Origin of the sequence: Gordonia abscondita, assembly GCF_032711245.1 — a bacterium.
GTDB lineage: Bacteria > Actinomycetota > Actinomycetes > Mycobacteriales > Mycobacteriaceae > Gordonia.
Genome location: NZ_CP128986.1, coordinates 2,931,946 through 2,958,210, shown reverse-complemented (window position 1 = coordinate 2,958,210; position 26,265 = coordinate 2,931,946). Strand labels below are relative to the sequence as shown.

General features: G+C 66.7%; 21 protein-coding genes. 12 read left to right on the top strand and 9 right to left on the bottom strand.

The window, feature by feature from the left end; all coding sequences use genetic code 11:
* Nucleotides 1-242: 242 nt before the first annotated feature.
* A complete protein-coding gene (gene asnB / locus MP11Mi_RS13950; protein ID WP_420042106.1) occupies nt 243-2,168 on the top strand; it encodes an asparagine synthase (glutamine-hydrolyzing) in 1,926 nt (641 codons plus the stop codon).
* 69 nt (nt 2,169-2,237) lie between these two features.
* Here asnB and MP11Mi_RS13945 read toward each other — a convergent pair whose 3' ends face one another.
* The 3 genes from MP11Mi_RS13945 to MP11Mi_RS13935 all read right to left on the bottom strand — a co-directional run bounded on the left by MP11Mi_RS13945 (nt 2,238) and on the right by MP11Mi_RS13935 (nt 4,899).
* On the bottom strand, nt 2,238-3,206 hold the full coding sequence (locus tag MP11Mi_RS13945; RefSeq protein ID WP_420039498.1) for a carbohydrate kinase family protein: 969 nt from the start codon (nt 3,204-3,206) through the stop codon (nt 2,238-2,240).
* A 125-nt stretch (nt 3,207-3,331) separates the two neighbouring features.
* Nucleotides 3,332-3,682, bottom strand: coding sequence for a HesB/IscA family protein (locus tag MP11Mi_RS13940; RefSeq protein ID WP_420039497.1), 351 nt, complete (start codon nt 3,680-3,682; stop codon nt 3,332-3,334).
* Nucleotides 3,683-3,822: 140 nt separating this feature from the next.
* Complete coding sequence (locus tag MP11Mi_RS13935; protein ID WP_420039496.1) at nt 3,823-4,899, bottom strand: glycerate kinase family protein; 1,077 nt, start codon at nt 4,897-4,899, stop codon at nt 3,823-3,825.
* Between the two features lie 59 nt (nt 4,900-4,958).
* Here MP11Mi_RS13935 and MP11Mi_RS13930 point away from each other — a divergent pair, with 59 nt between their 5' ends.
* The 3 genes from MP11Mi_RS13930 to MP11Mi_RS13920 are packed head-to-tail and all read left to right on the top strand — an operon-like array spanning nt 4,959 to nt 8,069.
* Entirely contained in the window at nt 4,959-5,633 is a 675-nt protein-coding gene (locus tag MP11Mi_RS13930; protein ID WP_420039495.1) for a DUF3043 domain-containing protein, read from the top strand.
* A gap of 2 nt (nt 5,634-5,635) precedes the next feature.
* Complete coding sequence (cobT, locus tag MP11Mi_RS13925) at nt 5,636-7,333, top strand: nicotinate-nucleotide--dimethylbenzimidazole phosphoribosyltransferase (RefSeq protein WP_420039494.1); 1,698 nt, start codon at nt 5,636-5,638, stop codon at nt 7,331-7,333.
* Complete coding sequence (locus tag MP11Mi_RS13920) at nt 7,323-8,069, top strand: adenosylcobinamide-GDP ribazoletransferase (protein WP_420039493.1); 747 nt, start codon at nt 7,323-7,325, stop codon at nt 8,067-8,069. Before cobT ends, MP11Mi_RS13920 begins: the two co-directional genes overlap by 11 nt.
* Before the next feature lie 19 nt (nt 8,070-8,088).
* Here MP11Mi_RS13920 and MP11Mi_RS13915 read toward each other — a convergent pair whose 3' ends face one another.
* Both MP11Mi_RS13915 and gcvT read right to left on the bottom strand, forming a co-directional pair.
* Entirely contained in the window at nt 8,089-9,195 is a 1,107-nt protein-coding gene (locus tag MP11Mi_RS13915) for a branched-chain amino acid aminotransferase (protein ID WP_420039492.1), read from the bottom strand.
* Between the two features lie 60 nt (nt 9,196-9,255).
* Nucleotides 9,256-10,365, bottom strand: coding sequence for a glycine cleavage system aminomethyltransferase GcvT (gcvT, locus tag MP11Mi_RS13910; RefSeq protein WP_420039491.1), 1,110 nt, complete (start codon nt 10,363-10,365; stop codon nt 9,256-9,258).
* A gap of 90 nt (nt 10,366-10,455) precedes the next feature.
* On the opposite strand from gcvT, the gene MP11Mi_RS13905 reads away from it, so the two are divergent.
* From MP11Mi_RS13905 to MP11Mi_RS13885, 5 genes are all read left to right on the top strand, one after another.
* The gene (locus tag MP11Mi_RS13905; RefSeq protein ID WP_420039490.1) at nt 10,456-11,970 is read left to right on the top strand and encodes a leucyl aminopeptidase; all 1,515 of its coding nucleotides are present in this window, start codon (nt 10,456-10,458) and stop codon (nt 11,968-11,970) included.
* Nucleotides 11,971-12,165: 195 nt separating this feature from the next.
* On the top strand, nt 12,166-13,884 hold the full coding sequence (gene sucB / locus MP11Mi_RS13900; protein ID WP_420039489.1) for a 2-oxoglutarate dehydrogenase, E2 component, dihydrolipoamide succinyltransferase: 1,719 nt from the start codon (nt 12,166-12,168) through the stop codon (nt 13,882-13,884).
* A 194-nt stretch (nt 13,885-14,078) separates the two neighbouring features.
* Nucleotides 14,079-14,807, top strand: a complete 729-nt coding sequence (lipB, locus tag MP11Mi_RS13895) for a lipoyl(octanoyl) transferase LipB (protein WP_420039488.1) — start codon at nt 14,079-14,081, stop codon at nt 14,805-14,807.
* An 11-nt stretch (nt 14,808-14,818) separates the two neighbouring features.
* Nucleotides 14,819-15,877: a lipoyl synthase gene (gene lipA / locus MP11Mi_RS13890; protein ID WP_420712883.1), complete on the top strand. Its 1,059-nt coding sequence runs from the start codon at nt 14,819-14,821 to the stop codon at nt 15,875-15,877.
* A 63-nt stretch (nt 15,878-15,940) separates the two neighbouring features.
* Nucleotides 15,941-16,693 (top strand): DUF4191 domain-containing protein, encoded by a 753-nt coding sequence (locus tag MP11Mi_RS13885; RefSeq protein WP_420039486.1) that lies wholly within the window; start codon nt 15,941-15,943, stop codon nt 16,691-16,693.
* Nucleotides 16,694-16,748: 55 nt separating this feature from the next.
* Here MP11Mi_RS13885 and MP11Mi_RS13880 read toward each other — a convergent pair whose 3' ends face one another.
* Complete coding sequence (locus MP11Mi_RS13880; RefSeq protein WP_420039485.1) at nt 16,749-17,276, bottom strand: RDD family protein; 528 nt, start codon at nt 17,274-17,276, stop codon at nt 16,749-16,751.
* 264 nt (nt 17,277-17,540) lie between these two features.
* Here MP11Mi_RS13880 and glnA point away from each other — a divergent pair, with 264 nt between their 5' ends.
* From glnA to MP11Mi_RS13865, 3 genes are all read left to right on the top strand, one after another.
* Nucleotides 17,541-18,974 carry a type I glutamate--ammonia ligase gene (gene glnA, locus MP11Mi_RS13875; protein WP_420039484.1) on the top strand — a complete coding sequence of 478 codons (1,434 nt, stop codon included), beginning with the start codon at nt 17,541-17,543 and terminating at the stop codon, nt 18,972-18,974.
* Between the two features lie 145 nt (nt 18,975-19,119).
* The gene (locus tag MP11Mi_RS13870; protein WP_420039483.1) at nt 19,120-20,010 is read left to right on the top strand and encodes a serine hydrolase; all 891 of its coding nucleotides are present in this window, start codon (nt 19,120-19,122) and stop codon (nt 20,008-20,010) included.
* An 11-nt stretch (nt 20,011-20,021) separates the two neighbouring features.
* Complete coding sequence (locus MP11Mi_RS13865) at nt 20,022-20,585, top strand: FKBP-type peptidyl-prolyl cis-trans isomerase (protein WP_420039482.1); 564 nt, start codon at nt 20,022-20,024, stop codon at nt 20,583-20,585.
* Here the strand turns inward: MP11Mi_RS13865 and MP11Mi_RS13860 are convergent.
* The 3 genes from MP11Mi_RS13860 to MP11Mi_RS13850 are packed head-to-tail and all read right to left on the bottom strand — an operon-like array spanning nt 20,579 to nt 26,125.
* Nucleotides 20,579-21,709: an esterase/lipase family protein gene (locus tag MP11Mi_RS13860; RefSeq protein WP_420039481.1), complete on the bottom strand. Its 1,131-nt coding sequence runs from the start codon at nt 21,707-21,709 to the stop codon at nt 20,579-20,581. The two genes, MP11Mi_RS13865 and MP11Mi_RS13860, sit on opposite strands and share 7 nt — an antisense overlap.
* 58 nt (nt 21,710-21,767) lie before the next feature.
* Complete coding sequence (locus tag MP11Mi_RS13855) at nt 21,768-24,776, bottom strand: bifunctional [glutamine synthetase] adenylyltransferase/[glutamine synthetase]-adenylyl-L-tyrosine phosphorylase (RefSeq protein ID WP_420039480.1); 3,009 nt, start codon at nt 24,774-24,776, stop codon at nt 21,768-21,770.
* Between the two features lie 11 nt (nt 24,777-24,787).
* Nucleotides 24,788-26,125: a glutamine synthetase family protein gene (locus MP11Mi_RS13850; protein ID WP_420039479.1), complete on the bottom strand. Its 1,338-nt coding sequence runs from the start codon at nt 26,123-26,125 to the stop codon at nt 24,788-24,790.
* Between the last annotated feature and the right edge of the window lie 140 nt (nt 26,126-26,265).

Sequence of the window (26,265 nt, the reverse complement as noted above, 5' to 3'; positions counted from 1 at the left end):
TGCACCTAGTAACTACGCAGCGTAGTCCAACCCGCGGATGAGTTCTCTATTGGGTCAGCCGATTTCGGCACCGTGTCGCGCGACCTGCGGATACGCTTACGCCCGCCGTGGCGTCGACCTCATGTCGGACGCGAGATGTCGCACCCCGGCATGCTTCTGCGGCATAGTGGACGCGGCGCGCGAGGGTATTCGGCTTGTCGCGTCCTACGTATTTGCAATCGATGGAAATGAGGCTGGTCAGCGTGTGCGGCTTGCTCGGAATGCTCACCAGCGACGCCTCGGCGGGATCCACCGCGGAGTTGATCGCGTCGGCAGCGCACTGCATGCGGCATCGCGGCCCCGACGAACCGGGAACCTGGAACGACGACGACATCGTGCTCGGCTTCAATCGATTGTCGATCATCGATATCGAGCACTCACACCAGCCGCTGCGCTGGGGGCCTGCCGACAACCCCGAGCGGTACGCCCTCGTTTTCAACGGCGAGATCTACAACTACCTGGAGATCCGCGAAGAACTCGCACGCGAGTTCGGCACACAGTTCCGCACGGAGGGTGACGGCGAGTCGATCGTCGCAGGCTTTCACCATTGGGGACCGGAGGTGGTCCGCAAACTGCGCGGCATGTTCGCGTTCGCAGTCTGGGACACGCAGACACGCGAATTGTTCCTCGCGCGCGATCGGTTCGGCATCAAGCCGCTGTTCCTGGCGACCAGCTCCGCGGGAACCGCGTTCGGCAGTGAGAAGAAGAGCCTCCTGGAAGTCCTCGACCGGCTCGGTCTCGGCCATGAACTCGACGATCGTGCGATCGAGCACTACACGGTGCTGCAGTACGTGCCCGAGCCCGAGACCCTGCACACGAACATCACCCGCCTGGAGTCCGGCTGCTATGCGACGCTGCGACCCGGTGTCGCTCCGACCGTCACCCGGTACTTCGATCCGAAGTTCCCGGTCCGCCCGTTCACCGCAGACACCGCGCAGAAGCGCTACGACGAGATCGCCGACGTACTGCGTGATTCGGTCGCCAAACATATGCGCGCAGACGTGACGGTCGGCTCGTTCCTCTCCGGCGGCATCGACTCGACGGCTATCGCAGCACTCGCCATTCAGCACAACCCGGACCTGATCACGTTCACCACGGGATTCGAGCGCGATGGCTACTCGGAGGTCGACGTGGCCGCCGAATCGGCTGCCGCGATCGGCGCCCGCCATATCGTGAAGGTCGTCTCACCGCGCGAGTTCATCGAGGCGCTCCCCCAGATCATCTGGTACCTAGACGATCCGGTCGCCGATCCGGCTCTCGTCCCGCTGTACTTCGTGGCCGCCGAAGCCCGCAAGCACGTCAAGGTGGTCCTCTCCGGTGAGGGCGCGGACGAACTGTTCGGCGGGTACACGATCTACAAGGAGCCGTTGTCTCTCCAATCGTTCGACAAGCTGCCAGGCGGCCTCCGCCGTCTTGCGGGCAAGGTGTCCGATCGGATTCCCGAAGGCACGCGCGGCAAGAGTCTCCTACACCGCGGTTCGCTCTCCTTGGAAGATCGCTACTACGGGAATGCCCGCAGCTTCGACGACGCGCGCCTGCGTGCGGTCCTCCGAAACTTCCGCGACGACTGGATGCACCAGGACGTGACGGCGCCGATCTACCGGATGAGCGAAGGTCTCGACCCCGTCACCCGCATGCAGCATCTGGACTTGTTCACCTGGTTGCGCGGCGACATTCTCGTCAAGGCCGACAAGATCAATATGGCGCACTCTTTGGAACTGCGCGTCCCGTTCCTCGACAAAGAGGTCTTCGACATCGCCGAACAGCTCCCGTTCGACGAGAAGATCTCGCACGACACCACGAAGTACGCGTTGCGCAAGGCGCTCGAACAGATCGTGCCGCCGCATGTTCTGCACCGCCGCAAGCTCGGTTTCCCGGTTCCCTTGCGGCACTGGCTCGCGGGCACCGAGATGTACGACTGGGCGCGCGAACTCATCGCCGCGTCCGACATTGACCACATTTTCAACAAGGCGTTCACTCTGCAGATGCTCGACGAGCACCGCGCCGGAACCGTCGACAACAGTCGGCGCATCTGGACCATCATCTGCTTCACGCTCTGGTACGGAATCTTCGTCGACGGAACGATCGTCCCCGCAATCGAAGACCGCGACTACCCGGTGCGGCTCTAACCGCTGACGTAGGCCCGCTCTGCTGGTTGACCGGTCAGTCGACCGCTCAACCAGCAGAAGGCCCGCGGGTCAGAGGACGGCGCGTATCTGGGCGGCGGCGTCCGCGCCGTACGCCGCGGATAGCCGCGTCTCTGCCGACTCGACGTCCCACTCCCACCCCTGGGTCGACTCGCATTCGAGTACGAGGGTCGCGACCATCGCGCCGAGCTGCGCCGACCGCTCGTAGTTCAGCCCCTTGCTCACACCCGTGAGGAAGCCCGCGCGGAAACCGTCGCCGACACCTGTCGGATCGATCTGTGCGTTCACCGGGACAACGTCGACGTGGGTCATCGTCCCGTCGGTGTCGTAGATGTCGACGCCATTCGCGCCGAGGGTCGTGATGCGGACGCCGACCATCCCGGCGATATCGGCGTCGGACAGGCCGGTCTTCTGCTTGAGCAGACCCCACTCGTACTCGTTCGTGAACAGGTAGGCAGCGCCGTCGATGAGTCCGCGAGCGGCGTCACCGTCCAGCCGAGCCAACTGCTGCGACGGGTCCGCGGCGAACGTGATGCCCGCGGCACGGCATCCTGCCGTGTGGCGGGCCATCGCCGCTGGATCGTCGGCGCCGATCAACACCAGATCCGGACGTTTGGCGGCGACGACGTCGACGAGGTCGATATCGCCGGCTTCGGTCATCGCTCCCGCATAGAACGTCGCGAGCTGGGCCATCGTCTCATCCGTGGTGCATATGAAGCGTGCCGTGTGCTTGGTCTTCGACCGCTGCACGCCACGGCAATCGACGCCGTGCTCGGTCAGCCAGTTCTCGTAGTCGTCGAAGTCGCCGCCCGCCGCACCGATCAGCAGCGGTTCGTTCCCGAGCACGCCGAGCGCGTACGCGATGTTGCCGCCGACACCGCCCCGGTGCAGGACGAGGTCTTCGACGAGGAAACTGAGCGAGATGTGCTCGAGTTGGTCGGCCACCAGTTGTTCGGAGAACTTTCCGGGGAACTTCATCAGATGATCGGTCGCGAGCGATCCACACACGGCAATGAACATCAGTCCAACCTAGTGGGATCTTGACTCCGCTCGATCGGCGGGGTGGCGACCCGATCGGCGAGGGTACCGACAACGGCGGCCACGACTCCATGAGGAGTCGCGGCCGTCGCGGGGACCGGTGAAGGTCAGTTGAACGAGTCGCCGCAGGCGCAGCTGCCGGTCGCGTTCGGGTTGTCGATGGTGAAGCCCTGCTTCTCGATGGTGTCGACGAAGTCGATGGTGGCACCCTGCACGTAGGGTGCGCTCATCCGGTCGACGGCCAGCTTCACGCCGCCGAAGTCCGAAGTCACATCGCCGTCGAGCTGACGATCGTCGAAGAACAGCTGGTAGCGGAGGCCAGCGCAACCACCCGGCTGGACGGCGATACGCAGTGCGAGATCGTCGCGGCCTTCCTGGTCGAGAAGGCCTTTCGCCTTTTCTGCTGCGGCATCGCTGAGCAGCACACCGGTGTCGGTGGTTTCGTTCTGGACAGTCATGAGCGCTCCTTGAATACGTCTGTTGTCAATCGCTGACATGGATCTGGCGGACCCGGCGTCGTCGGTCTGACACGGTCAACGGTACTCGCCGTGTGCATATTCCCGCAGCATCCCCTGCTGCAAGTCTCACACGGACGTTCTCACACTGAGCCCCGCATGACCCATTCGCCGGCGACGCGCGCGGCCAGACTCGCCAACGACGGCCCGGGATCGTTCATCGCACGGTCGAGAGAACCGACGTGCTCCACAACCGACCAGACGCCTGCCACACCGGCTATCCTCACGTGGCCCGACACTTGGCCCGCGAGGACCAGGAGCGGCGCGTTTCCGACGTCCGCGGCGAGCGCCGCGACGACCTTGCCGTGCGCGGTCTGCGCATCGAACCGGCCTTCGCCAGTGATCACCAGGTCGGCTTCGGCAAGCCTCCGCCGCCGATCGGTCGCATCCGCGACCACATCTGTTCCCGGACGGCGTCGACCACCGACCGCGAGGAGCGCGGCGCCGAGTCCGCCCGCCGCTCCTGCTCCAGGCCAATCGCGGACATCGCGGCCGGTCCGCGCCAGATCGTCTGCCCACGCGGTGAGCCGCGCCTGCAACGATTCGACCGTCGCCGAGTCCGCCCCCTTCTGCCGACCGAACATCTGCGCCGCACCCTGCCGCCCGAGTAGCGGATTGTCGACGTCGGACGCGACCACCAGATCGATCCGGCGGAACCGGTCGGCGGCATCCGCCGGTCCACCGAACACGTTGAGGGCTCCTCGGCCGCCGTCGGTCGTCGCACTGCCGCCGAGTCCGACGACGATGCGCTCGGCACCGTCGGCGATCACGATCTGCAGCAACTCACCGACCCCGGCGGTGGTGGCCGCGAGAGCCGTCTCCGGCGACGGCCGCCGTCCGAGGATCGCGAGTCCGCATGCCTGCGCGGCCTCCACGTACACGGTCCCGTCTACTGCGATCCCGTACTCGGCGGCCACCGGGTCGCCCATCGGCCCCGAGACTAGAGCCGTGCGCACCGCGACTGCGCCCGCGGCGGCGAGGACCGCGACAAAGCCTGGGCCGCCGTCCGATTGCGGCAACACGTCGAATCGGTCGTGGGGTCGCACCGACGACCACCCGTCGATGATCGCGGCCGCGGCCGCGGTCGCGGTGAGCGTTCCGCCGTACTCGTCCGGCGCGACCACGACCATCGGCCCGCGGGCACCGGTTGCTCGGTTCATGCGCCGCAGGCTACCGCCCGATTCCAGACGACGCTCCGTCATCGCCTAGTCTCGAAGGCGTGAAGCTGCCTTGGAAGTCCGATGCGACGAGCACCGACGACACCGTCGACGACGCCCCGAACACCGACGACGCCCGCACCGACGAGGTGTCGCTCGACAAGCCGACGCAGACGCCCGGCAAGGGACGTCCGACGCCGAAGCGGCGCGACGCTCAGAACAAGCGCCGCGGCCCGGTGGCGCCGCCGCCGACCACGCGCGCCGAAGCTCGTGCCCGCAAGAAGGCACTCAAGTCGTCGATGAGCAAGAGCGAACGCAAGGAGCTCAGCTCGCAACGTCGTGAAGCTCGCCTCGAGCAGCGCGAGAAGATGATGAGCGGCGACGAGAAGTACCTGATGCCCCGCGACAAGGGGCCGGTCCGCCGCATGACCCGCGACATCGTCGACTCGCGCCGCAACTTCGCAGGTCTGTTCATGCCGTTCGCGGTGTTCCTGATCGTCGCGATCATGATCCCGCAGATCGCCGGCCTCGCGAATCTGGTGCTGCTGGTGTTCGTCATCTTCATGGCGATCGACTCGTACATCCTCGGCCGCACGGTCAACAAGCGGGTCCGCGAACGCCACCCGGACACGCAGGAGAGCCGCTTCCGTCTCGGCTGGTACGCCTTCACGCGCGCTATGCAGTTGCGGATGATGCGCGCACCGAAACCGCTGGTCAAGCCGGGTGACAAGGTCTAGCGGTGCGTACTCTGGTGCTGGGCGGGACTCGCTCAGGCAAGTCGGCGCACGCTGAACGTCTCCTCGCCGACGCCGACCGCGTCCAGTACTTGGCGACCGGTCCGGTCGCAGCCGACGACGCCGCATGGCAGGCGCGCGTCGAAGCACACCACGAGCGGCGGACCGAGCGGTTCACCACCGTCGAGACCACCGATCCCGCAGCAGACCTGCGCGCCGACCCGACGACGGCGACTCTCCTCGACGATCTCGGCACCTGGTTGACGGGTGTTCTCGACCGCGCGAACGCATGGGACGACGCGACGGTGTCGATCGAAGCTGAGGTCGACGAACTGTGCGCGGCGATCGGCGACCATCTCGGCGACCTCGTCGTCGTCAGCCCCGAAGTCGGGTTGTCAGTGGTCGCGCCGACCGTTTCCGGTCGGCGTTTCGCCGACGAACTCGGCGCCCTCAACTCCCGGGTCGCGCAGGTCGTCGACACGGCTCGCCTCGTCGTGGCCGGGCGAGTACTCGACCTCCCGGCCGACGAGACCACCGAGCCTGCCGAGTCGGCCCCGACACCCACACCGATCGGCGCCATTGCTGCGCCCGTGCCTGCTCTTGAAACCAGCGCAGTCGAGTTCGTGGGCGCAGCCGTGCCGGACGGAACGGACGCCGAGGTCTTCGTCGCCATCGACCCGCCCGACCCGTCTACCATCGCCGAAGCGCGGGCCCGGCAGCTCACCCTCACGAAACCGCCCGGCTCACTCGGCCGGCTCGAAGACCTCGGTGACTGGATCGCGGCATGCCAGTCGCAGTGTCCGCCGCGCCGGATCAGCGCTCCCGCGGTCGCCGTGTTCGCCGGTGACCACGGTGTCGCGCAGAACGGTGTGTCCGCATTCCCGCCTGCGGTGACCGCCCAGATGATCGCGAACATCGCGGCAGGCGGCGCGGCCGTGAACGTGCTGGCCAGACGCATCGGCGCGAGCGTGCACGCATTCGACATCGCCGCCGACGTCGATCTGCCCGCAGGCCACGCCGTCAACACCGACTACAAGGTGCGGCACTCCAGCGGGGACCTGCGACGAGGTGAGGCGCTCACGATCGGTGAGACGCGCCGCGCGGTTGCCGCCGGGCGCGCCATCGCGGACGGCCTCGTCGACTCGGGAGCCGATCTGCTGATCGCGGGCGACATGGGGATCGGCAACACTACGCCTGCCGCGGTCCTTATCGGCACGATCACCGAGCAGGAGCCGGTGGTCGTCGTCGGACGCGGCACCGGCATCGACGACGAGACGTGGATCCGCAAGACCGCCGCGATCCGCGACGGCATGCGTTTCGGCCGCCGGTATCGCAACGAGCCGCTGTCCCTGCTAGCGGCCGTCGGCGGAGCTGACCTCGCTGCCATGGCCGGCTTCTACGCCCAAGCGGCCGTCCGCAGGACGCCGGTGATTCTGGACGGTGTGGTGACGACTGCCGCGGCTCTGGTCGCCGAACAGATGGCGCCGGGCGCGTCGTCGTGGTGGCGGGCGGGGCACCAATCGACCGAACCCGCGCACGCTTTCGCGCTCAAGAACCTCGGCCTCGAACCGATCGTCGATCTGTCGATGCGACTCGGCGAGGGCACCGGCGCACTGACCGCTCTGTCGGTGGTGTTGTCCGCCGTCGACGTCCTGATCGACATGGCGACGTTCGCCGAGGCCGGCGTCAGCGATGGGGCGTAGCCCACTCACCGCAGTCCAGGTGGCTGTCAGCTGGCTGACGGTCGCTCCCCTCCCCACCCCGCGCGTCGAGATGGATCGCTCGACGGGTGGTGCTGCGATCGCGGCCGTGCCGTTAGTCGGCGTGTTGCTCGGCGGCATCGCGGCCGCTGCGGCCTATGGTCTCTCGTTCACCGAACTTCCCGACCTGCTGGTCGGGGTGCTCGTCGTCGCACTGCTGGCATTGTCCACCCGCGGTATGCACGTGGACGGTCTCGCCGACACCGCGGACGGCCTTGGTTGCTACGGCGACGCCGTCCGGGTTCGCGAGGTGATGCGTAGCGGCGACGTCGGCCCGTTCGGTGCGGCGACGCTGGCGATCGTGCTCGGCGCGCAGTCGGTGGCGGTCGGCGCGTTGGCCGCGGACGAGCGCTGGTGGCAAATCGGGTTCGCCGTCGCGCTCGCCCGAGTCGCCGTCGTCTACGTCTGCCGCGTCGGACTGCCTCCCGCGAACGCCGAAGGGTTCGGCGCGCTCGTCGCCGGGACAGCCCGCTGGTCGATCCTCGTGTGGACGATTCTCGCCGCGGGCGCGGCGTGGCCGCTCGGGATCCGCGCACTGTGCGCGGTCGCCGCCGTCGCGGTGTTCTCGGTTGCGTTCTCCGCGCACTGTCGCCGCCGCATGGGTGGCGTCTCCGGGGATGTGCTCGGCGCCACGATCGAGCTGTCGACCGTGCTCGCACTCGTGATTCTGTGCGTGTGAGCCTGGGCTGCGCCGAGCGTTACGGCGCCGGATACAGGGTGGTCATCCACCCGTGGGTGTCGGCGAATGTGCCACGCTGGAGTCCGGTGAGAGTATCGCGCAGCGCCATGGTGACCTCACCGGTCTCGCCGCCGCCGATCGTGTACTCGTCGGAGTCACTGAGGACGCGGCCCACGGGGGTGATGACGGCGGCGGTGCCACACGCGAACACCTCGGTGACATCGCCGCTGCGGACGTCCGCTGCGAGTTCCTCGGTGGAGACTTTGCGTTCCTGCACTTCGTAACCCGCGTCGGCGGCCAACGTGAGCAGCGACTTACGCGTGACGCCCGGCAGCAACGATCCGCTGAGCTCCGGGGTCACCAGACGCGCCTGCGAACCCGACCCGTACACGAAGAACAGATTCATACCGCCCATCTCCTCGATGTACCGGCGTTCGATCGCATCCAGCCAGACGACTTGATCGCAGCCCTTCTCCGCGGCCTGCGCTTGCGCGAGGAGCGATGCAGCATAGTTGCCCCCGAACTTCGCCGCACCGGTGCCGCCGGGCGACGCGCGCACGTACTCGGTGCTCAGGTAGACGCTGACCGGTTTGACGCCGCCGGAGAAGTACGCGCCCGCCGGCGAGGCGATCAGCGCGTAGCGGTACTCGTCGGCCGGACGAACACCCAGGCTGGCCTCGGTGGAGAACATGAATGGCCGCAGGTAGAGCGACTCTTCGCCGCCCGCGGGCGGCACCCACCCGTTGTCGACGGAAAGGATCTGGTGCAGCGACTCGATGAACACTTCGGTCGGCAGCTCCGGCATCGCCAGACGGCGCGCCGACGTGTTGAATCGTTCAGCGTTCGCGTCGGGTCGGAACGCCGCGATCGAACCGTCGGGCTGCCGGTAGGCCTTGAGTCCTTCGAAGATCTCCTGCGCGTAGTGCAGGACCATCGCGGCGGGATCGAGCGCGATGGGGCCGTACGGAGTCACCCGCGCCCGATTCCATCCCTGCTCCCTGTCGAAATCGATCGACACCATGTAATCGGTGAAGTAATTGCCGAAGCCCGGCGCGGCGAGTATCTCGGCGCGGCGACCTTCGGAAACAGGGTGGGGATGTTCGGTGCGGGTGAACTCCAAGGTCATGCAGACAATCCTAACGCCGACCCGCAATCGGGTTTTCGTGCACCTGCCCAGCCTCGCGAGTCACACGTGACCTTCGACGAACGGCGGCAGGACCACGTCGCATTCGAGGGCACGTCCACGGACATCGACGACGACCGTCGCACCTTTCTTGATCCCCGACGCGACGTCGATGAACGCGAGTGCGATGCCCTGTTTGAGGGTCGGTGAGAAGGTTCCGGAGGTGCACACGCCGATCTGGTCGCCGCCTGCTTCCGCGTGGACCGTGCAGTCCGCGCGCGGAACACCGCGACCGGTTGCTTTCAGTCCGTACAGTCGGCGGACCGGCCCGGCCTCGCGTTCGGCGACGAGCGCGTCGCGCCCAAAGAACTCCGGTTTGTCCCAGCCGACCGCCCACGAACTGCGCGCCTGGACCGGCGTGACGTCGACGTTCAGTTCGTGCCCGTGCAGCGCGTACCCCATCTCTGTGCGGAGCGTGTCGCGGGCACCGAGCCCAGCAGGCAGCCCGTCGCGGGCGGTGACCTCAGCGATCAGGGCGTCCCACACCGGTCCGGCGTCCGCCCAGCGAGGCAGAATCTCGTAGCCGTGCTCGCCGGTGTACCCGGTGCGGCACACCCGCACCGCCCGGGTCTCGCCGTCGGCGTGCAACGATGCGTCGGCGAACGCCATATACTCCATCTCCGTCGGCAGACCGAGTGCCTGCAGGACCTCGCTCGACCGGGGCCCCTGCACGGCGAACACCGCGTGCTCGCGGTGCAGATCGGTGATCTCGATGTCGGCGGGAGCGACAGCCCGCAACGCGTCGAGGACCGTCGCGGTGTTGGCGGCGTTCGGAATCAGGAAGACCTCATCGTCGCTGACAAGATAGGTGATCAGGTCGTCGATCACTCCGCCTTCGGGAGTGCAGCACATCGTGTATTGCGCTTTACCCGGCACGATCTTGCCCAGGTCGTTGGTGAGGGTCCGATTCACCAATTCCGCGGCGCCCGGCCCGACGACGAGCGCCTTACCGAGGTGGCTCACGTCGAAGATCCCGACGGCTTCGCGGACTGCGGTGTGTTCGGCGACGGTGCCGGAGTACGAGACGGGCATGTTCCAGCCGCCGAACGCGGCGAACGATGCCCCGAGGGCGACGTGACGGTCGGCGATGGGGCCGGCGAGAAGTTCGGTCATGCCGATACGGTAGCGCCCGCCTCTGCTACTGGCACACATGACTGGGCGCCGATGACTGGGGCACACCCCGCTGTGGCAGAGTTGACTTCCGTGAGCAGCAACGATTTCTCCGCCCGCGTACGCGGCCCGCGCATCGAACTGACCACCGCCCTCGCCAAGGACGACGACGTCCTGGTGATCGGTCTGATTGCCGCCGAAGCCGAGAACGAACCACCGACCCTCCTGATCCCCGACGACCTCTTCGACGACGAGACCGCCGAAGCCGTGTCGAACGCTTTGGCGACATTGGGCGCGACCCACAAGTCGGGGGATCTGACGACGATCCCGGCTCCCGCTGCACTGCCGGTGTCGCGCATCCTCGCCGTCGGCCTCGGCGACGACGCGGACGACGCGGAAGCACTCCGTAAGGCGGCAGGCACCGCGATCCGCGCACTCGACGGCGTCGACCATGTCGTGTCGACGCTGTCGGCCGCCGAAATCGGGCCGGTCGCCGAAGGCTTCTACCTCGGCGCGTACCGGTTCGACGAGTTCCGCACCGAGAAGTCGCGGTCGGACAAGCGCCCGCCGTCTCAGGTTCGACTGTTGGCTCCGAAGACCAAGGAGAACCGCGCCGAACTCGATCACGCGGTGGCCGTCGCCGACTCCGTCGCGATCGCCCGCGACCTGGTCAACACCCCGCCCAGCCACCTTTTCCCCGCCGAGTTCGCCGAACGCGCCCGAGTGCTCGGCAGCCAGGCCGGTCTGCGCGTGGAGATTCTCGACGACACACAGCTCGTCAAAGAGGGATACGGCGGCATCGTCGGCGTCGGCAAGGGCAGCTCGCGTCCCCCGCGCCTGGTCCGGCTAGTCCACGACGCGAAGGGATCGGATAAGACTGTCGCTCTCGTCGGCAAGGGCATCACCTTCGACACGGGAGGCATCTCTCTCAAGCCCCCGGCCGGCATGGAGGCGATGACATCGGACATGGGCGGTGCAGCAGCGGTGATCGCGACCGCGGTCGCCGCGGCCCGACTCGACGTGAACGTCACCGTCATCGCAACCGTCCCGATGGCCGAGAACATGCCGTCGGGCACCGCGCAGCGTCCGGGCGACGTGCTCACCCAATACGGCGGCACCACCGTGGAAGTCCTCAACACCGATGCCGAAGGCAGGCTCGTCCTAGCCGACGCGATCGTCCGAGCATGCGAGGACGACCCGGACTACCTGATCGACACCGCAACCCTCACTGGCGCGCAGATGGTCGCGCTCGGCACCCGCACACCCGGTGTCCTCGGCACCGACGAGTTCCGCGACCGGGTCGCGACACTCTCACAGCACGTCGGCGAGAATGGCTGGCCGATGCCGATGCCCGCCGAGCTGCGCGGCGACCTCGACTCGAGGGTCGCAGATCTCGCCAACGTCACCAACCACCGGTGGGGCGGAATGCTGTCGGCGGCAATGTTCTTGCGCGAGTTCGTCGCCGACGGTGTCGGGTGGGCGCACGTAGACGTCGCCGGCCCCGCGTTCAACACGACGGGCCCGTGGGGATACACGCCGAAAGGCGGCACCGGCGTGCCCGTGCGGACTCTCGTCGCCGTCCTCGAAGACATCGCCGAGAACGGCTGACCCGCTCCCCCACGGCTACTCGTGGGTAGGTGGGCCACTCCCCTGAGCGTGCAGCAGACTGCGGGTACTGTGAATCGCGGGAGTCGGTCGATCCACCGCCTGCAATACACGTGCGCATACCCTCGCTCACGCAGACAGACCCGCATCGGCTTGACCGGACATAAAAAAGTTCACGAGTTTAGGGAGTCACACGTAATGGCCTTCTCTGTTGAGATGCCCGCACTGGGTGAGAGCGTCACCGAGGGCACTGTCACCCAATGGTTGAAGCAGGAAGGCGACACCGTCGAAGTCGACGAGCCCCTGCTCGAAGTCTCGACCGACAAGGTCGACACCGAGATCCCTTCACCCGTGGCGGGTGTCCTCACTTCGATCGTCGCGCACGAGGACGACGTCGTCGAGATCGGCGGACAGCTCGCCGTGATCGGTGACGCAGGCGAGGCCGCACCGGCCGCCGAGACTCCCGCAGCCGAGCCCGAGCCCGAGCCGGCAGCCGCCGAACCCGAAGCGGCTGCACCGGAGCCCGAAGCGGCGGCACCTGCTGCTGCCGCCCCGGCAGGCTCTGCGTCGGGTACCGACGTCGTGATGCCCGAGCTCGGCGAGTCTGTCACCGAAGGCACCGTCACCAACTGGCTCAAGCAGGTCGGCGACTCCGTAGACGTGGACGAAGCACTCCTTGAGGTCTCGACCGACAAAGTCGACACCGAGATCCCGTCGCCGGTCGCAGGCGTCCTGCTCGAGATCGTCGCCGATACCGACGACGTTGTCGAGGTCGGTGGCCGTCTGGCCGTCGTCGGCGATGCGAATGCTGCGCCGACGGACGCTGCGCCAGCGAGCCCGGCTCCCGAGCCCGCCGCGGCCGAGCCTGCCGCACCGGCTCCGACACCTGAGCCGACTCCGGCCCCGACTCCTGAACCGACCCCGGCGGCAACTCCGGTTGCACCGGCCGCCGAGACGAGCACCCTCGAGTCGACTCCGTACGTGACGCCACTCGTCCGCAAGCTCGCCGCCGAGAACGACGTCGACCTGTCGACGGTGACCGGCACCGGAGTCGGCGGTCGTATCCGCAAACAGGACGTGATCGCCGCGGCCGAGGCGAAGAAGGCTCCGGCCGCGTCCGCACCTGCTCCCGCCGCACCAGCCGCTCCCAGCCCCACTGCTGCACCGGCCACGGCAAACCCGGAATTGGCCGCCCTGCGCGGAACCACCCAGAAGATCAACCGGATCCGCCAGATCACCGCCGCCAAGACCCGTGAATCGCTGCAGTCCAGCGCACAACTGACTCAGGTCCACGAAGTGGACATGACCCGGATCGCCACGCTGCGCAAGTCAGCGAAGGCCAAGTTCCAGGCCGCCGAGGGCGTCAACCTCACGTACCTGCCGTTCTTCGCGAAGGCTGTCGTCGAGGCGCTCAAGGTGCACCCGAACGTGAACGCGTCGATCAACGAGGACGCCAAGGAGATCACGTACCACGCGAACGTGCACCTGGGCATCGCCGTCGACACGCCGCAGGGGTTGCTGTCGCCGGTCATCCATAACGCCGACGATCTGTCGCTGGCCGGTCTCGCCCGTGCGATCGCCGACATCGCTGATCGTGCCCGCAGCGGCGGCCTCAAGCCCGACGAACTCGCGGGCGGTACGTTCACGATCACCAACATCGGCAGCCAGGGCGCGCTGTTCGACACTCCGATCCTGGTTCCGCCGCAGGCCGCAATGCTCGGCACCGGCGCGATCGTCAAGCGTCCCGTCGTGTTGACCGCGCCGGACGGTACCGAGTCGATCGCGGCACGATCGATGGCGTACCTGCCGTTGACATATGATCACCGACTGATCGACGGCGCCGACGCCGGTCGTTTCCTCACGACCGTTCGTCACCGCCTCGAAGCAGCCGAGTTCGCCGCCGATCTGGGACTGTAAGACGTTCCGTCCGACTATGACCGCCGTCCGCTGCGACCTGAGGGTCGGTGCGGGCGGCGGTCGTCGTCCGGGGGGAATAGTTCGTACCGCGCGTGACGTTGAAGGTGTCGTGCGTGCGTATGCGGTGCCCCACTCGTTTCCCCTCCCTCTCGTATCTGCCCCCTTCGCCCTCATTTCTGCCCAGGAGAGTTGCTGTGCGTAACGGATCTGCCCGGCTGAGCACCGAACCCATCGAGGTTCGTCGTCTCGGCACCGTCGACTACCACGAGGCGTATCGGCTCCAGCACGAGCTGGCCGGGAAGCGCGCCTCCGGTGAGATCGACCACGATGTGATGCTCCTGTTGGAGCATCCGTCGGTGTACACGGCAGGCAGACGCACCGAGCCGTCCGATCGCCCGGTGAACGGCGCGCCCGTCATCGACGTCGACCGCGGCGGCCGCATCACCTGGCACGGCCCCGGCCAGCTCGTCGGATATCCGATCGTCAAACTGGCCGAACCCGTCGACGTCGTCGACTACGTTCGTCGTCTCGAAGAGGCGTTGATCCGTGCGTGCGCCGCGCGCGGGGTCGTGACCGGTCGCATCGACGGCCGATCCGGTGTGTGGATCCGCGACAGCGCGGGCGAACGCAAGCTCGGCCAGATCGGCATCCGCGTCGCCAAGGGCGTCACGTTGCACGGTTTCGCATTGAATGTGAACACGGACATGTCGGTATTCGATGCGATCGTCCCGTGCGGCATCGCCGATGCGGGCGTCACGTCGATTACGAAGGAGACTGGTGTCGACGTGTCCGTCGACGACGTACTCGACGAGGTGACCGCCCAGGTCTCCGACTGCCTCGACGATCCGACTCCGCCGTCGCCCGGACACACCGAGGACGCGCTCACCGAACCCGAAACCGCAACCGTAGGAATCTCGCAGTGACTGATCCCGCAGTGACCGATTCGCCGTCCACCCCGTCCCCCGCTCCTGCTCCCGCGTCGCCTGCCGACGCTCCGTCGGGCCGCAAACTGCTCCGACTCGAGGTCCGCAACGCGCAGACTCCGATCGAACGCAAACCGAAGTGGATCAAGACGCGCGCCACGATGGGCCCGGAGTACACCGAGCTGAAGGCGCTCGTGAAGGGCGAAGGCCTGCACACGGTGTGCGAGGAAGCCGGCTGCCCCAACATCTACGAGTGCTGGGAAGACCGCGAGGCGACGTTCCTGATCGGTGGCGAACAGTGCACCCGCCGCTGCGACTTCTGTCAGATCGACACCGGTAAGCCCGCTCCGCTCGACCGGGACGAGCCGCGCCGCGTCGCCGAGTCGGTGAAGTCGATGGGTCTTCGGTACTCGACGATCACCGGAGTGGCCCGCGATGATCTCCCCGACGAGGGCGTCTGGCTGTACGCCGAGACTGTCCGCAAAATCCACGAGCTCAACCCGGGCACCGGAGTGGAGAACTTGATTCCGGACTTCCACGCGAAACCCGACCTGCTGGCCGAGGTGTTCGAGTCGCGGCCGGAGGTCCTCGCCCACAACGTCGAAACTGTTCCGCGCATCTTCAAACGGATCCGTCCGGCATTCCGCTACGAGCGGTCGTTGGACGTGATCACGCAGGCGCGCGACTTCGGTCTCGTCACCAAATCGAATCTGATCCTGGGCATGGGCGAAACGCCGGAGGAGATCCGGGAGTCACTGCGTGACCTGCACGACGCCGGCTGTGACATCGTGACGATCACCCAGTATCTACGTCCGTCGCCGCGCCACCACCCGGTAGAGCGGTGGGTGAAGCCCGAAGAGTTCGTCGAGCATTCGCAGTACGCGGAAGAACTGGGTTTCGCCGGTGCCATGGCAGGACCGTTGGTCCGGTCGTCGTACCGCGCGGGTCGCCTGTATGCGCAGGCGATGGCCCGGCATGGTCGCGAACTGCCACCCGAACTCGCCCATCTGACCGCCGAGGGATCGACGGCGCAGGAAGCCTCGAGCGTGCTCGCTCGCCTGGCGAACTGACCGTCCTCGCCCGTCGCCGACCGGTGTGCGGGCCCCTTCGAACGGGCATCGTAGACTGTGGGCATGGCGAAGGCGCAAGACAAGGCGAGTAAAGAGGCGAAGGCTGCCGCGAAGGCCGCCCGTAAGGCAGCGAGCAAGGAACGGCGTCAGCAGATCTGGCAGGCGTTCCAGATGCAGCGCAAGGAAGACAGGGTCCTCATCCCGCTGATGGCGGGGATCATCGTCGTCGTCACGGCGATTTTCGTGGTGTTGTCGCTGTTCGCGAACTTCGGCCCGCTGTGGCTGATGATTCCGCTCGGGCTGATCCTCGGCGTGCTGCTCTCGTTCATCATCTTCGGTCGTCGTGTCCAGAAAACTGTGTACCGCAAGGCGGAGGGACAGCCGGGTGCCGCTGGTTGGGCACTGAGCAACATCAAGGGCCAGTGGCGAGTGCAGCAGGCCGTAGTCGGCACCTCTCATTTGGACGCTGTGCACCGGGTGATCGGTAAGCCGGGCGTCATCCTTGTCGGCGAAGGCCAGGCGAATCGCATCAAGCCACTGCTGTCTCAGGAGAAGAAGAAGGCCGCCCGGGTCGTCGGCGACACCCCGATCTACGAAATCATCGTCGGAAACGGCGACGGCGAGATTCCGCTCTCGAAACTAGAGCGTCACATCCGCAAGCTTCCCGGCAACATCGACCGTAAGCGCATGGACGCGCTAGAAGGACGCCTGTCCGCGCTGAAGGCCAAGGGCGGCACCGGTGCCGCGATGCCCAAGGGCCCGATGCCGCAGGGCGCGAAGATGCGCAGCGCCGCCCGCACCGTCCGCCGTCGCTGAGCGACAGCCGCACCCCGATCTAGCAGGGACAGGTCGTTCGACGGGCGGGACTGCGTCAGCCGCGGGTCCGGACCAACGCTGTGCCGGTGGCCCGGTCGTGCATCGCGCGACCGTTGTAGTCGTTGATGAGCGCGGGAACGACGAAACTGATCAGCAGCTGACGCCCGAGCGCGCGGACGGGTCCGACTGCTGCCCGCGCCACCTCGCCGGTAGCCTCGGCGGCACCGCGTTCAGCTCCGAAGTCGACCCGCGCCACCCGCATGCCGGTGATGTATTGGCCAGGGGTGAAGCCGAAGAACGTCACGGCGAGCACACCGATCACGAACCAGACGATGAGCACCGTGGTCCCGATGTTGTTCGCCCACCCGCCCAAGATCAGAAACGCGACGCCGTACGAGATGAGCCAGTCGGCGAGAAGACCGAGGACGCGTTGCCAACCGGTGGCCAGCGAGCCGGTGCCATCCTCCGGAAGACCGAGGTCTTCCCCTCGATAGTCGTTGTTCTCACCGCCCGGCATCTGGGTCCCCGACAGCCACGATCCCATCGCGCGCCGGGACGTCTCCTCTTCACGCCGTGCAGTCATGGCACCATCGTAGTCGGCGAAACGTATGATCCAATTCCCGTGACTACCGGCACACACGCGCCGATCACTCCACACGCGACGTCGACCGACGACTAGCCTGTAACACGTCGCCCGTGACGTAACACAGGGGAAACATTCGCTTGACGCCCGGGCAACCTCACCTCCATAGATTTCTTGGTGAGAGTCGCACCTGCCGAATCCGGTCGATGCGACCTGCGGTCAGAGGTTCTGACCGGACGTTTGATTTAAGGAGTCAGGCCCACCGTGTACAACACGAACGAAGAGCTGCTCGAAGGCATCAAGTCCGAAGGCGTCGAGTACGTCGACATCCGTTTCTGCGACCTGCCGGGCACCATGCAGCACTTCTCGATCCCTGCAGCGGCGTTCAACGAGGACGTCTTCACCGAGGGCCTGGCGTTCGACGGCTCGTCGGTCCGCGGCTTCCAGTCCATCGACGAGTCGGACATGATGCTCTTGCCCGACCCGGCGACGGCTCGCATCGACCCGTTCCGCAAGGCGAAGACGATGAACATCAGCTTCTTCGTCCACGACCCGTTCACGCGCGAGGCGTACAGCCGCGACCCGCGCAACGTCGCCCGCAAGGCCGAGAACTACCTGCTCTCGACCGGCATCGCCGACACCTGCTTCTTCGGCGCTGAGGCCGAGTTCTACATCTTCGACTCGGTCTCTTTCAGCTCCGAGATGAACTCGACCCACTACGAGGTCGAATCGGTGTCCGGCTGGTGGAACTCGGCGTCGCCGACCAACCCGGACGGCACCCCGAACCTCGGCTACAAGGTCCGCCAGAAGGGCGGCTACTTCCCCGTCGCACCGTACGACCACTATGTGGATCTGCGCGACGAGATGTCGACCAACCTGCAGAACTCGGGTTTCGAGCTTGAGCGCGGCCACCACGAGGTCGGCACCGGCGGCCAGGCCGAGATCAACTACAAGTTCAACACGCTGCTGCACGCGGCCGACGACGTCCAGTTGTTCAAGTACATCATCAAGAACACCGGGTGGCAGAACAACAAGTCGGTGACCTTCATGCCGAAGCCGCTGTTCGGTGACAACGGTTCGGGCATGCACGCCCACCAGTCGCTGTGGAAGGACGGCAAGCCGCTGTTCCACGACGAGTCGGGCTACGCGGGTCTGTCCGATATCGCCCGCCACTACATCGGCGGCATCCTGCATCACGCGCCGTCGCTGCTGGCCTTCACCAACCCGACGATGAACTCGTACAAGCGTCTGGTCCCGGGATACGAGGCCCCGATTAACCTGGTCTACAGCCAGCGCAACCGCAGCGCCTGCGTCCGCATCCCGGTGACGGGCAACAACCCGAAGGCCAAGCGCGTCGAGTTCCGTTGCCCCGACAGCTCGGGCAACCCGTACTTGGCGTTCGCCGCGATGATGATGGCGGGCCTGGACGGTGTGAAGAACAAGATCGAGCCGCACGAGCCCGTCGACAAGGACCTCTACGAGCTTCCGCCGGAGGAGGCTAAGGGCATCCCGCAGGCCCCGACCTCGCTGGCCGCGGTCATCGATCGTCTCGAAGAGGACCACGACTACCTGACGGCCGGCGGCGTGTTCACCGAGGATCTCATCGAGACCTGGGTCGCTCTCAAGCGTGACAACGAGATCGAGCCCATCCAGATCCGTCCGCACCCGTACGAGTTCTCGCTCTACTACGACTGCTGATCTGCTACGAAACGGCCCGCTCGGATCTCTTCCGAGCGGGCCGTTTCGTCGTCGGGGGCGGCGTGCCCGCGACGACACGTCACAGGTAGTGTCCACGTCCGGTACACGTTAAGACATTGCGAACAGCACGGGAGAGGACTGGTCGATGAGCGGGCGGCACCGGATCGAGACGCCGGACGACGGCGGACGCCGTTCCAGACGCGCCCTTGCCGCCGCCGTGATCGTGACCGCCGTCGTCATCGTCCTCGGCGTGGGTGGCTATGTCGTGTTCGGCCGGGACGGCGACGACGACACGCCTACGACCCCCACAGCGACTGCGGAACTGTCCCACGCCGAAAGTCTGCAGCGTTCATTCAATGCTCTGAAGCTGACGACGCCGACCGGTGTCGCACTCACCCCTGTCGGCGGCGGCGAGACGATTCTGCTCGGCGATCAGCACGTCCAGGACGCGTGGTCGACGATCAAAGTTCCGCTCGGCCTGGCCGCCGAACGCAAGCATGGGATGAGCCGCACCGAAGCGAACGCTCTCATCGACTCCGACAATCTGTCCGCGCGCGTCCTCACCCGCTCGCTCGGGTCGCCGGTCGGGGCGTCCGAGGAACTCACCGCTGTCCTTCGGGAGGGCGGCGACACGACGACGGTCCCGGCACCGCGCCACGGCGACGACTATCCGATGCTCGGCGAGACGCCGTGGAGTCTCGCCGATTCGGCGACCTGGACCGCGCATCTGCCGTGCATGATCGGCAGCGACCACGTCCTCGAGTTGATGCGCGACGTGGCGGGCGTCCAGGAGTGGGGCCTTCGTTTGGTGGGCGACCACACTCCCGTCAAAGGCGGTTGGGGCGAGGCACCCGACGGCGGCTACGTCGTCCGGCAGATCGGCGTGTTGACTGTCGCCAACGGCAAGCAGGTGGCGGTCTCGATGAGCACGCACCGGGCCAAAATGGCATTCGAGACCGGCACTCGCGAACTCGATCGGGTCGCCGACTGGTTGAACGCCAACCTGGCCCTGCTGCCCGGAGGCACCTGCCGGTAGCCTTGACCTTCATGACGCTGACCACGAAGCTCAAGCCCCTGATCCTGGTTCCCGCGGCACTCACCGCGTTCACCCTTGCCGCGTGCTCGTCGGACGACGACTCGTCGGACGCCCTCTCGTGCCCGAAGGACGTCCCCGCTGCGGGCACCAAGGCCGACTGGACTCTGCAGGGCAAGACGGGCTCGCTCGCGGTCGTGGCGCCGACCGATGACGCCGCTCCCCTCATCACAGTGAAGGGACCGTTCACCGTCGACGAGACCACCGTCAAGACGCTAGAGGAGGGCGACGGCGGTGAGGTGACCGAGGCGATGGACGTGCAGGTCTGCTACCAGGGAGTGAACGGCCGCGACGGCAAGACGTTCGACAGCGCCTTCGAGAAGGGCGAACCCGCCAAATTCAATCCGATGGGCGTGGTGCCGGGCTTCTCGAAGGCCCTCGTCGGCCAGAAGGTCGGATCGACGGTGGCCGTCGCGATGACCCCGACCGACGGTTACGGTCCCAACGGCAACGATCAGGCTGGGATCAAGGGCGACGACACCCTGATCTTCGCGTTGAAGATCGTCGACGGCTACTGATCGACTGAACGGGTCGTCGCGGGCGAGCGTTTCGGCGATGCCGCAAACGGTTTGATGAACTCCGGAACGCCGCCCGTCCGGCGCAGCAGCGGAGTCCCGAAGAACGGCGCGACCACCTGGCACGGGACGACGCGCGTCGGCTCATCGTCGAGCGCATTGAGGACGTAGGCGGCCGCGCGGGGCGATCCACAGATGCCGAGGTGGTCGGACAGGTCTTTGGCGCACCCGGTCTGCAGGACGATGTTGTGCACCGTCACGTCGTCGGTGCCTGCCTTCTGACCGGAGGTGAACGGTCGGACGAGTTCGTCGTGCACCGTCGAGATGTTCGTGTACTCGATGCCCGGAACATAGGGGCCGCCGTCGGAATTCATCTTCGCGATGAACGTCGAACCGTCCATCATCTGCGGGAGCGCACGGCACGGGATGACCGTCGCGGGATCGAGTCCCAGCCTCTTGTTGGCCCCGGTGAACACCAAGCTCGCCGTGTCGATCACCGACGAGCCCTCCCAAAGCGGGGCGAGCGACACGTACTTGCCGATCTTGTCGGCTCCGCCCAGGAACTTCGCCCAATAGTTCGGCACCAGGGTGCCCTGCGAGTGTCCGACGACGTGGATCTTGTCGGAGCCCGTCGCTCCCATCACCTTCTCGGCGAACGCGCCGAACTCGGCGGCGCTCTCCTCGATCGGCCGCATACCGCCGAGCGCCGAGATCGGCCACCGCGATCCTTCGATCGCACCGTAAGTCAGGGTGAACACCGAATAGCCCGCATCGGTCAGTAACGGAACGTACGTCGCCCAGTTGGTCTGTGCACCGCCCGCGGTGCCGTGCGCGAGGATCACCGGGATCGGGTGGTCGGGATCGAGCGGCTCGCCCCAGCGGTTGGCGCCGGGAAGGTCGCCGCCCGGGTGCGCCAATTCGGGGCCGATGCCCGCGAAGAAGTCGTACACGACGCGACCCTGCGCGTCGTTCTGTTCGCTGCCTAGCGGGACCAGTTCCTTCGGGAACCGTTGCACCACTTCGTTTCCGAAAACTAGTACAGGTTTGGCCACCTGCTGTCCGACGCGAACCGACGCGACGATCGCGGCAGCGACCTTATGCCCGATTCGGGTACGTAAGGATCCCATTCCCGGAAGCCTACGGGAGAAGCCCGATATCTCCGAACTGGCACACGCCGCCGAACGGTCAGCCGCCGAAGACCTCAATGACCACGGCCTTCGCTCGGCGCGTCACCCGCATGTAGTGCTCCAGGAACTCCGTCGCGTCCTCCTGCGGCCACCCGGCCGCATAGGCGACGGCCCGCAGTTGGCGTCCAGGGCCAGGAAGCTGGTCGACGGGTTTGCCCCGCACTAGGACCAGGGCGTTGCGGGCGTGCGTCGCGGTGATCCAGGCATCGGTGAGGATGTCGACCTGCTCGGTCGGGATCAGATCGGCGGCGGCGATCGCCGCCAACGTCTCCAACGTCGACGTGTTGTGCAGCGACGGATAGTCGTGCGCATAACGCAGCTGGGTCAGTTGCACCGTCCACTCGACGTCGGCGAGTCCACCGCGACCGAGCTTGGTGTGCGTCGCCGGATCCGCTCCGCGCGGCAACCTTTCGGAGTCGACGCGCGCTTTGATCCGGCGGATCTCGCGGACCGCGTCGGGCGACACGCCCCCGGCCGGATAGCGCGTCTTGTCGATCATGTGCAGGAAGTCCAAGCCGAGGTCGCCGTCGCCGGCAATGGTGTGCGCGCGCAACAAAGCCTGCACTTCCCAGGCCTCCGCCCATTGGCGGTAGTAGGCGGCGTACGACACGAGGGTGCGAACCACCGGACCGTTGCGTCCTTCGGGCCGCAGCCCGATGTCCACTTCGAGTGGGGGGTCGGCGCTCGGTGAGCCGAGCATCGTCCGCACCTGTTCGGCGACGCTTTGCGCCCACGCGACCGCGTCGGAGTCGTCGAACCCGGTGACGGGCTCGCAGACGAAGAGTACGTCGGCGTCCGAGCCGTACCCGAGTTCGCCGCCGCCGAGCCGTCCCATGCCGATGACGGCAATCCGCGCGGGCGCCGCGGTCCCACGGGTCCGCAGCGACTCCTCAATCACCTTGTCGAGGGCCGCGTCCAAAACCGCAGCCCACACCATCGATAGCGCGCGACACACTTCTTGGACGCTCATCAAGCCGAGGATGTCGGCCGACGCGATCCGGGCGAGCTCTGCCCGACGGTGGGAACGGGCGACGGCGATCGCCCGCGTCAGGTCGGGCGCGCGCCGCATCGACGCCCGCAGTCCCTTCGCGACATCGGCGGAGTCGATCTCGGTGAGTTTGGGGCCGGTCGCGCCGATCGAGTACATCTGGATGACGTCGGGCGACCGCATCAGCAGGTCGGCGATGTACTCGCTCGTCCCGAGCACCCGCATCAAGGATTCGGCGACGACGCCGTCGTCGCGCAGCAGACGCAGGTACCACGACGTGGTGCCCATCTGTTCACTGAGCTTGCGGTAATTGAGCAGGCCCGCGTCCGGGTCGGGCGCGTCGCTGATGTGCTCGAGCAGCCCCGGAAGAATCATCGACTGGATGGCTCCGGTCCGGCCAGGCGTGGACGCCAACGCGCGGATGTGTTCGAGCGCGCGGTCGGGCATCGCGTAGCCGAGCGCGGCCAACTGGCGTTTGGCCGAGTCGTCGGTGAGCCGCAGCAGGCCCTTGTCCTGTCGCGCGACGGCGTCGAGCAGCGGACGGTAGAACAGCTTCTCGTGCAACTGCCGCACCCGCGTGATCTGTCGGCGCAGCCCACGCCGGAAGACGAGCGCCGCATCTTTGTCGCCTTCGGGGCGAACGTGCGCGGCCCGCGCCAGCCAGCGCACGGCAGGCTCGTCGTCGAGGTCGGGTAGCAAGTGTGTCCGCTGCAATCGCTGCAGTTGTAGCCGGTGTTCCAGGAGCCGGAGAAACTGGTACGACGCGGAGAAGTTCGCGCCGTCGTCACGGCTGATGTAGCCGCCCGTGATGAGCGCATCGAGTGCATCGAGCGTCGACTGGACACGCAACGAGGCATCGACCCGACCGTGCACCATCTGCAACAGTTGAACGGCGAACTCGACGTCGCGGAGCCCGCCGCGGCCGAGTTTGAGGTTCCGCGCCTTGTGGTCGTCGGGTACCAGTGATTCGACTCGTCGGCGCATCGCCTGCACCTCGGGGACGAAGTCGTCGCGTTCGGATGCGTCCCACACCATCGGCGACGTCGCGAGCACGTAGTCGCGGCCCAAGCTCATGTTCCCGGCCATCGGCCGAGCCTTCAGCAACGCCTGGAACTCCCAGGTCTTGGCCCACCGCTTGTAGTAGGTGATGTGGGATTCGAGGGTTCTGGTCAGCGCACCCGACTTACCTTCGGGTCGCAGCCCGGCGTCGACGTCGAAGAACGCGAGCGACCCGATCCGCATCATCTCGCCCGCTATCCGCGCCGAGGTCGTGTCGGCGGGTTCAGCGACGAAGACGATGTCGACGTCGCTGACGTAATTGAGCTCGCGCGCACCGCATTTGCCCATGGCTACGACAGCCATGCGAGTCTCGAGCGGGTCGTCGCCGAGGACGTCGGCGATCGCGACGGCCAACGCCGCTGTCAACGCCGCGTCGGCGAGGTCGGCGAGTCGGCCGCCGACTTCAGGCAGGTACAGGACCGGCTCGTCCTCGACGGTAGCCGCGAGATCGTGCGCGGCCAGAATCAGGATCTGGTCACGGTAGGCGCGGCGCAGCGAGGTGACAGCGTCGTTGCCGGTGACGCCGGCACGGAACGTCAGGTCGGAGGCTACGGCGCTCGCGTCCGGTGTCGCTTCCACGGCCGCCAACAGCGCGGACCGCGACTGTTCGACGGTCGGCATCGCGTCGTCGACCAGCAGCCGCCACGCGTCGAGTTCGGCGATAACGTGGTCGGCGAGCGCATCGGAGCCGCCGAGCACCGACAGGAGGCGCCCGCGGAAAGGTTTCGACGTGCGCAGCAGCCGGTCGACTTCCCGCCACTGGCCGTCTTCCCGCTCGCTCAGCCGAACCAATGCCCGCAACGCGAGATCCGGGTCTGGGGCACGCGACAGAGCCCACAGTAGATCGACGTCGTCCGGCGACGACCAGCCGAGCGCGGTCAGATTCTCGCGCGCGTTCTCGTCGAGCAGGCCGAGCCGCCCTGGGCTCGGGACGGCCGACCGGCCTGAACCTCTCCTCACTCTCGAACCCCTTACAACGGCAGGTAGCGCTCGAGCTCGAACGGCGTCACGCGGCCGCGGTACGCCGCCCATTCGGCCCACTTGTTCCGAAGGAAGTAGTCGAAGACGTGCTCGCCCAGGGTTTCCGCGACCAGCTCGGACTTCTCCATCTCGGTGAGCGCGTCGGCCAGCGAGCCGGGCAGCTCGCGGTAACCCATCGCCCGACGTTCGGCCGGCGTCAACGCCCACACGTTGTCTTCGGCCTCCTCGGGCAGTTCGTAGCCTTCCTCGATGCCTTTGAGTCCGGCGGACAGCATCACCGCGAACGACAGGTACGGGTTGCAGGCCGAGTCGGGGGTGCGGATCTCGACACGACGCGACGACGCTTTGTTCGGCGTGTACAGCGGCAGCCGCACCATCGCCGAACGGTTGGCCCGGCCCCACGTGGCCGCGGTCGGTGCCTCGTCGCCGTAGACGAGTCGCTTGTAGCTGTTGACCCACTGGTTGGTGACAGCGCTGATCTCGGTGGCGTGCTCCAGGATTCCGGCGACGAACTGGCGACCGACCGTCGACAGCTGCATCGGGTCGTCAGGATCGTGGAAGGCGTTGGTGTCGCCTTCGAACAGGCTCAGGTGGGTGTGCATCGCCGAACCCGGATGGTCGCTGAACGGCTTGGGCATGAACGTCGCCCGGACGTTGTCGTTGAACGCGACCTGCTTCACCAGGTAGCGGAACGTCATCACGTTGTCGGCCATCGACAGTGCGTCGGCATACCGCAGATCGATCTCTTGTTGACCCGGCGCAGCTTCATGGTGGGAGAACTCGACGGAGATCCCCATCGATTCGAGTGCGTCGATCGCGTGCCGTCGGAAGTTAGGGGCCGAATGATGGAACGTCTGGTCGAAGTAGCCGCCTCCGTCCGCGGGGATCGGCGGTGCCCCGTCGTCTGGGGTGTCCTTGAGGAGAAAGAACTCGATCTCCGGGTGGACATAGCAGGTGAAGCCCTGGTCGGCGGCCTTGTTCAGTTGGCGACGCAGGACATTGCGCGGATCGGCCCACGACGGTGTCCCGTCGGGCATCGTGATGTCGCAGAAGATTCGCGCGGAATAGTGCTTGTCGTCGCTCGTCCACGGCAACACCTGGAACGTCGACGGGTCGGGTTTGGCGACGGTGTCGGCCTCGGATACCCGGGAGAGTCCTTCAATCGCCGAACCGTCAAAGCCGATCCCTTCGGCAAACGCGCCTTCGAGTTCGGCTGGCGCGATCGCCACCGACTTCAGGTAGCCGAGAATGTCGGTGAACCACAGCCGGACGAAGCGGATGTCGCGCTCCTCGAGGGTGCGCAGCACGAATTCCTGTTGGCGATCCATACCCGAACCCTAGTGCTCCGCAGTTACGCCCGTGTTACACCGGCCGGTTCGTGTCGACCCGTCCCGCTTGCCGAGACCTTAGATGTGACTAACGCCACCAATCCGGCCCTGCCGGTCCCGCCGCGACGGTGGAAGAATCG

Excerpts from the sequence above, each read along its gene's own strand:
- MP11Mi_RS13920 (WP_420039493.1), top strand. The coding sequence starts at position 7,323 with ATGGGGCGTAGCCCACTCACCGCAGTCCAGGTGGCTGTCAGCTGGCTG.
- MP11Mi_RS13880 (WP_420039485.1), bottom strand. The coding sequence starts at position 17,276 with ATGACTGCACGGCGTGAAGAGGAGACGTCCCGGCGCGCGATGGGATCG.
- MP11Mi_RS13915 (WP_420039492.1), bottom strand. The coding sequence starts at position 9,195 with ATGACCTTGGAGTTCACCCGCACCGAACATCCCCACCCTGTTTCCGAA.
- gcvT (WP_420039491.1), bottom strand. The coding sequence starts at position 10,365 with ATGACCGAACTTCTCGCCGGCCCCATCGCCGACCGTCACGTCGCCCTC.
- MP11Mi_RS13940 (WP_420039497.1), bottom strand. The coding sequence starts at position 3,682 with ATGACTGTCCAGAACGAAACCACCGACACCGGTGTGCTGCTCAGCGAT.
- MP11Mi_RS13945 (WP_420039498.1), bottom strand. The coding sequence starts at position 3,206 with ATGTTCATTGCCGTGTGTGGATCGCTCGCGACCGATCATCTGATGAAG.
- MP11Mi_RS13850 (WP_420039479.1), bottom strand. The coding sequence starts at position 26,125 with ATGGATCGCCAACAGGAATTCGTGCTGCGCACCCTCGAGGAGCGCGAC.
- MP11Mi_RS13865 (WP_420039482.1), top strand. The coding sequence starts at position 20,022 with ATGACGCTGACCACGAAGCTCAAGCCCCTGATCCTGGTTCCCGCGGCA.
- MP11Mi_RS13860 (WP_420039481.1), bottom strand. The coding sequence starts at position 21,709 with ATGGGATCCTTACGTACCCGAATCGGGCATAAGGTCGCTGCCGCGATC.
- MP11Mi_RS13870 (WP_420039483.1), top strand. The coding sequence starts at position 19,120 with ATGAGCGGGCGGCACCGGATCGAGACGCCGGACGACGGCGGACGCCGT.
- MP11Mi_RS13885 (WP_420039486.1), top strand. The coding sequence starts at position 15,941 with ATGGCGAAGGCGCAAGACAAGGCGAGTAAAGAGGCGAAGGCTGCCGCG.
- sucB (WP_420039489.1), top strand. The coding sequence starts at position 12,166 with ATGGCCTTCTCTGTTGAGATGCCCGCACTGGGTGAGAGCGTCACCGAG.
- MP11Mi_RS13935 (WP_420039496.1), bottom strand. The coding sequence starts at position 4,899 with ATGAACCGAGCAACCGGTGCCCGCGGGCCGATGGTCGTGGTCGCGCCG.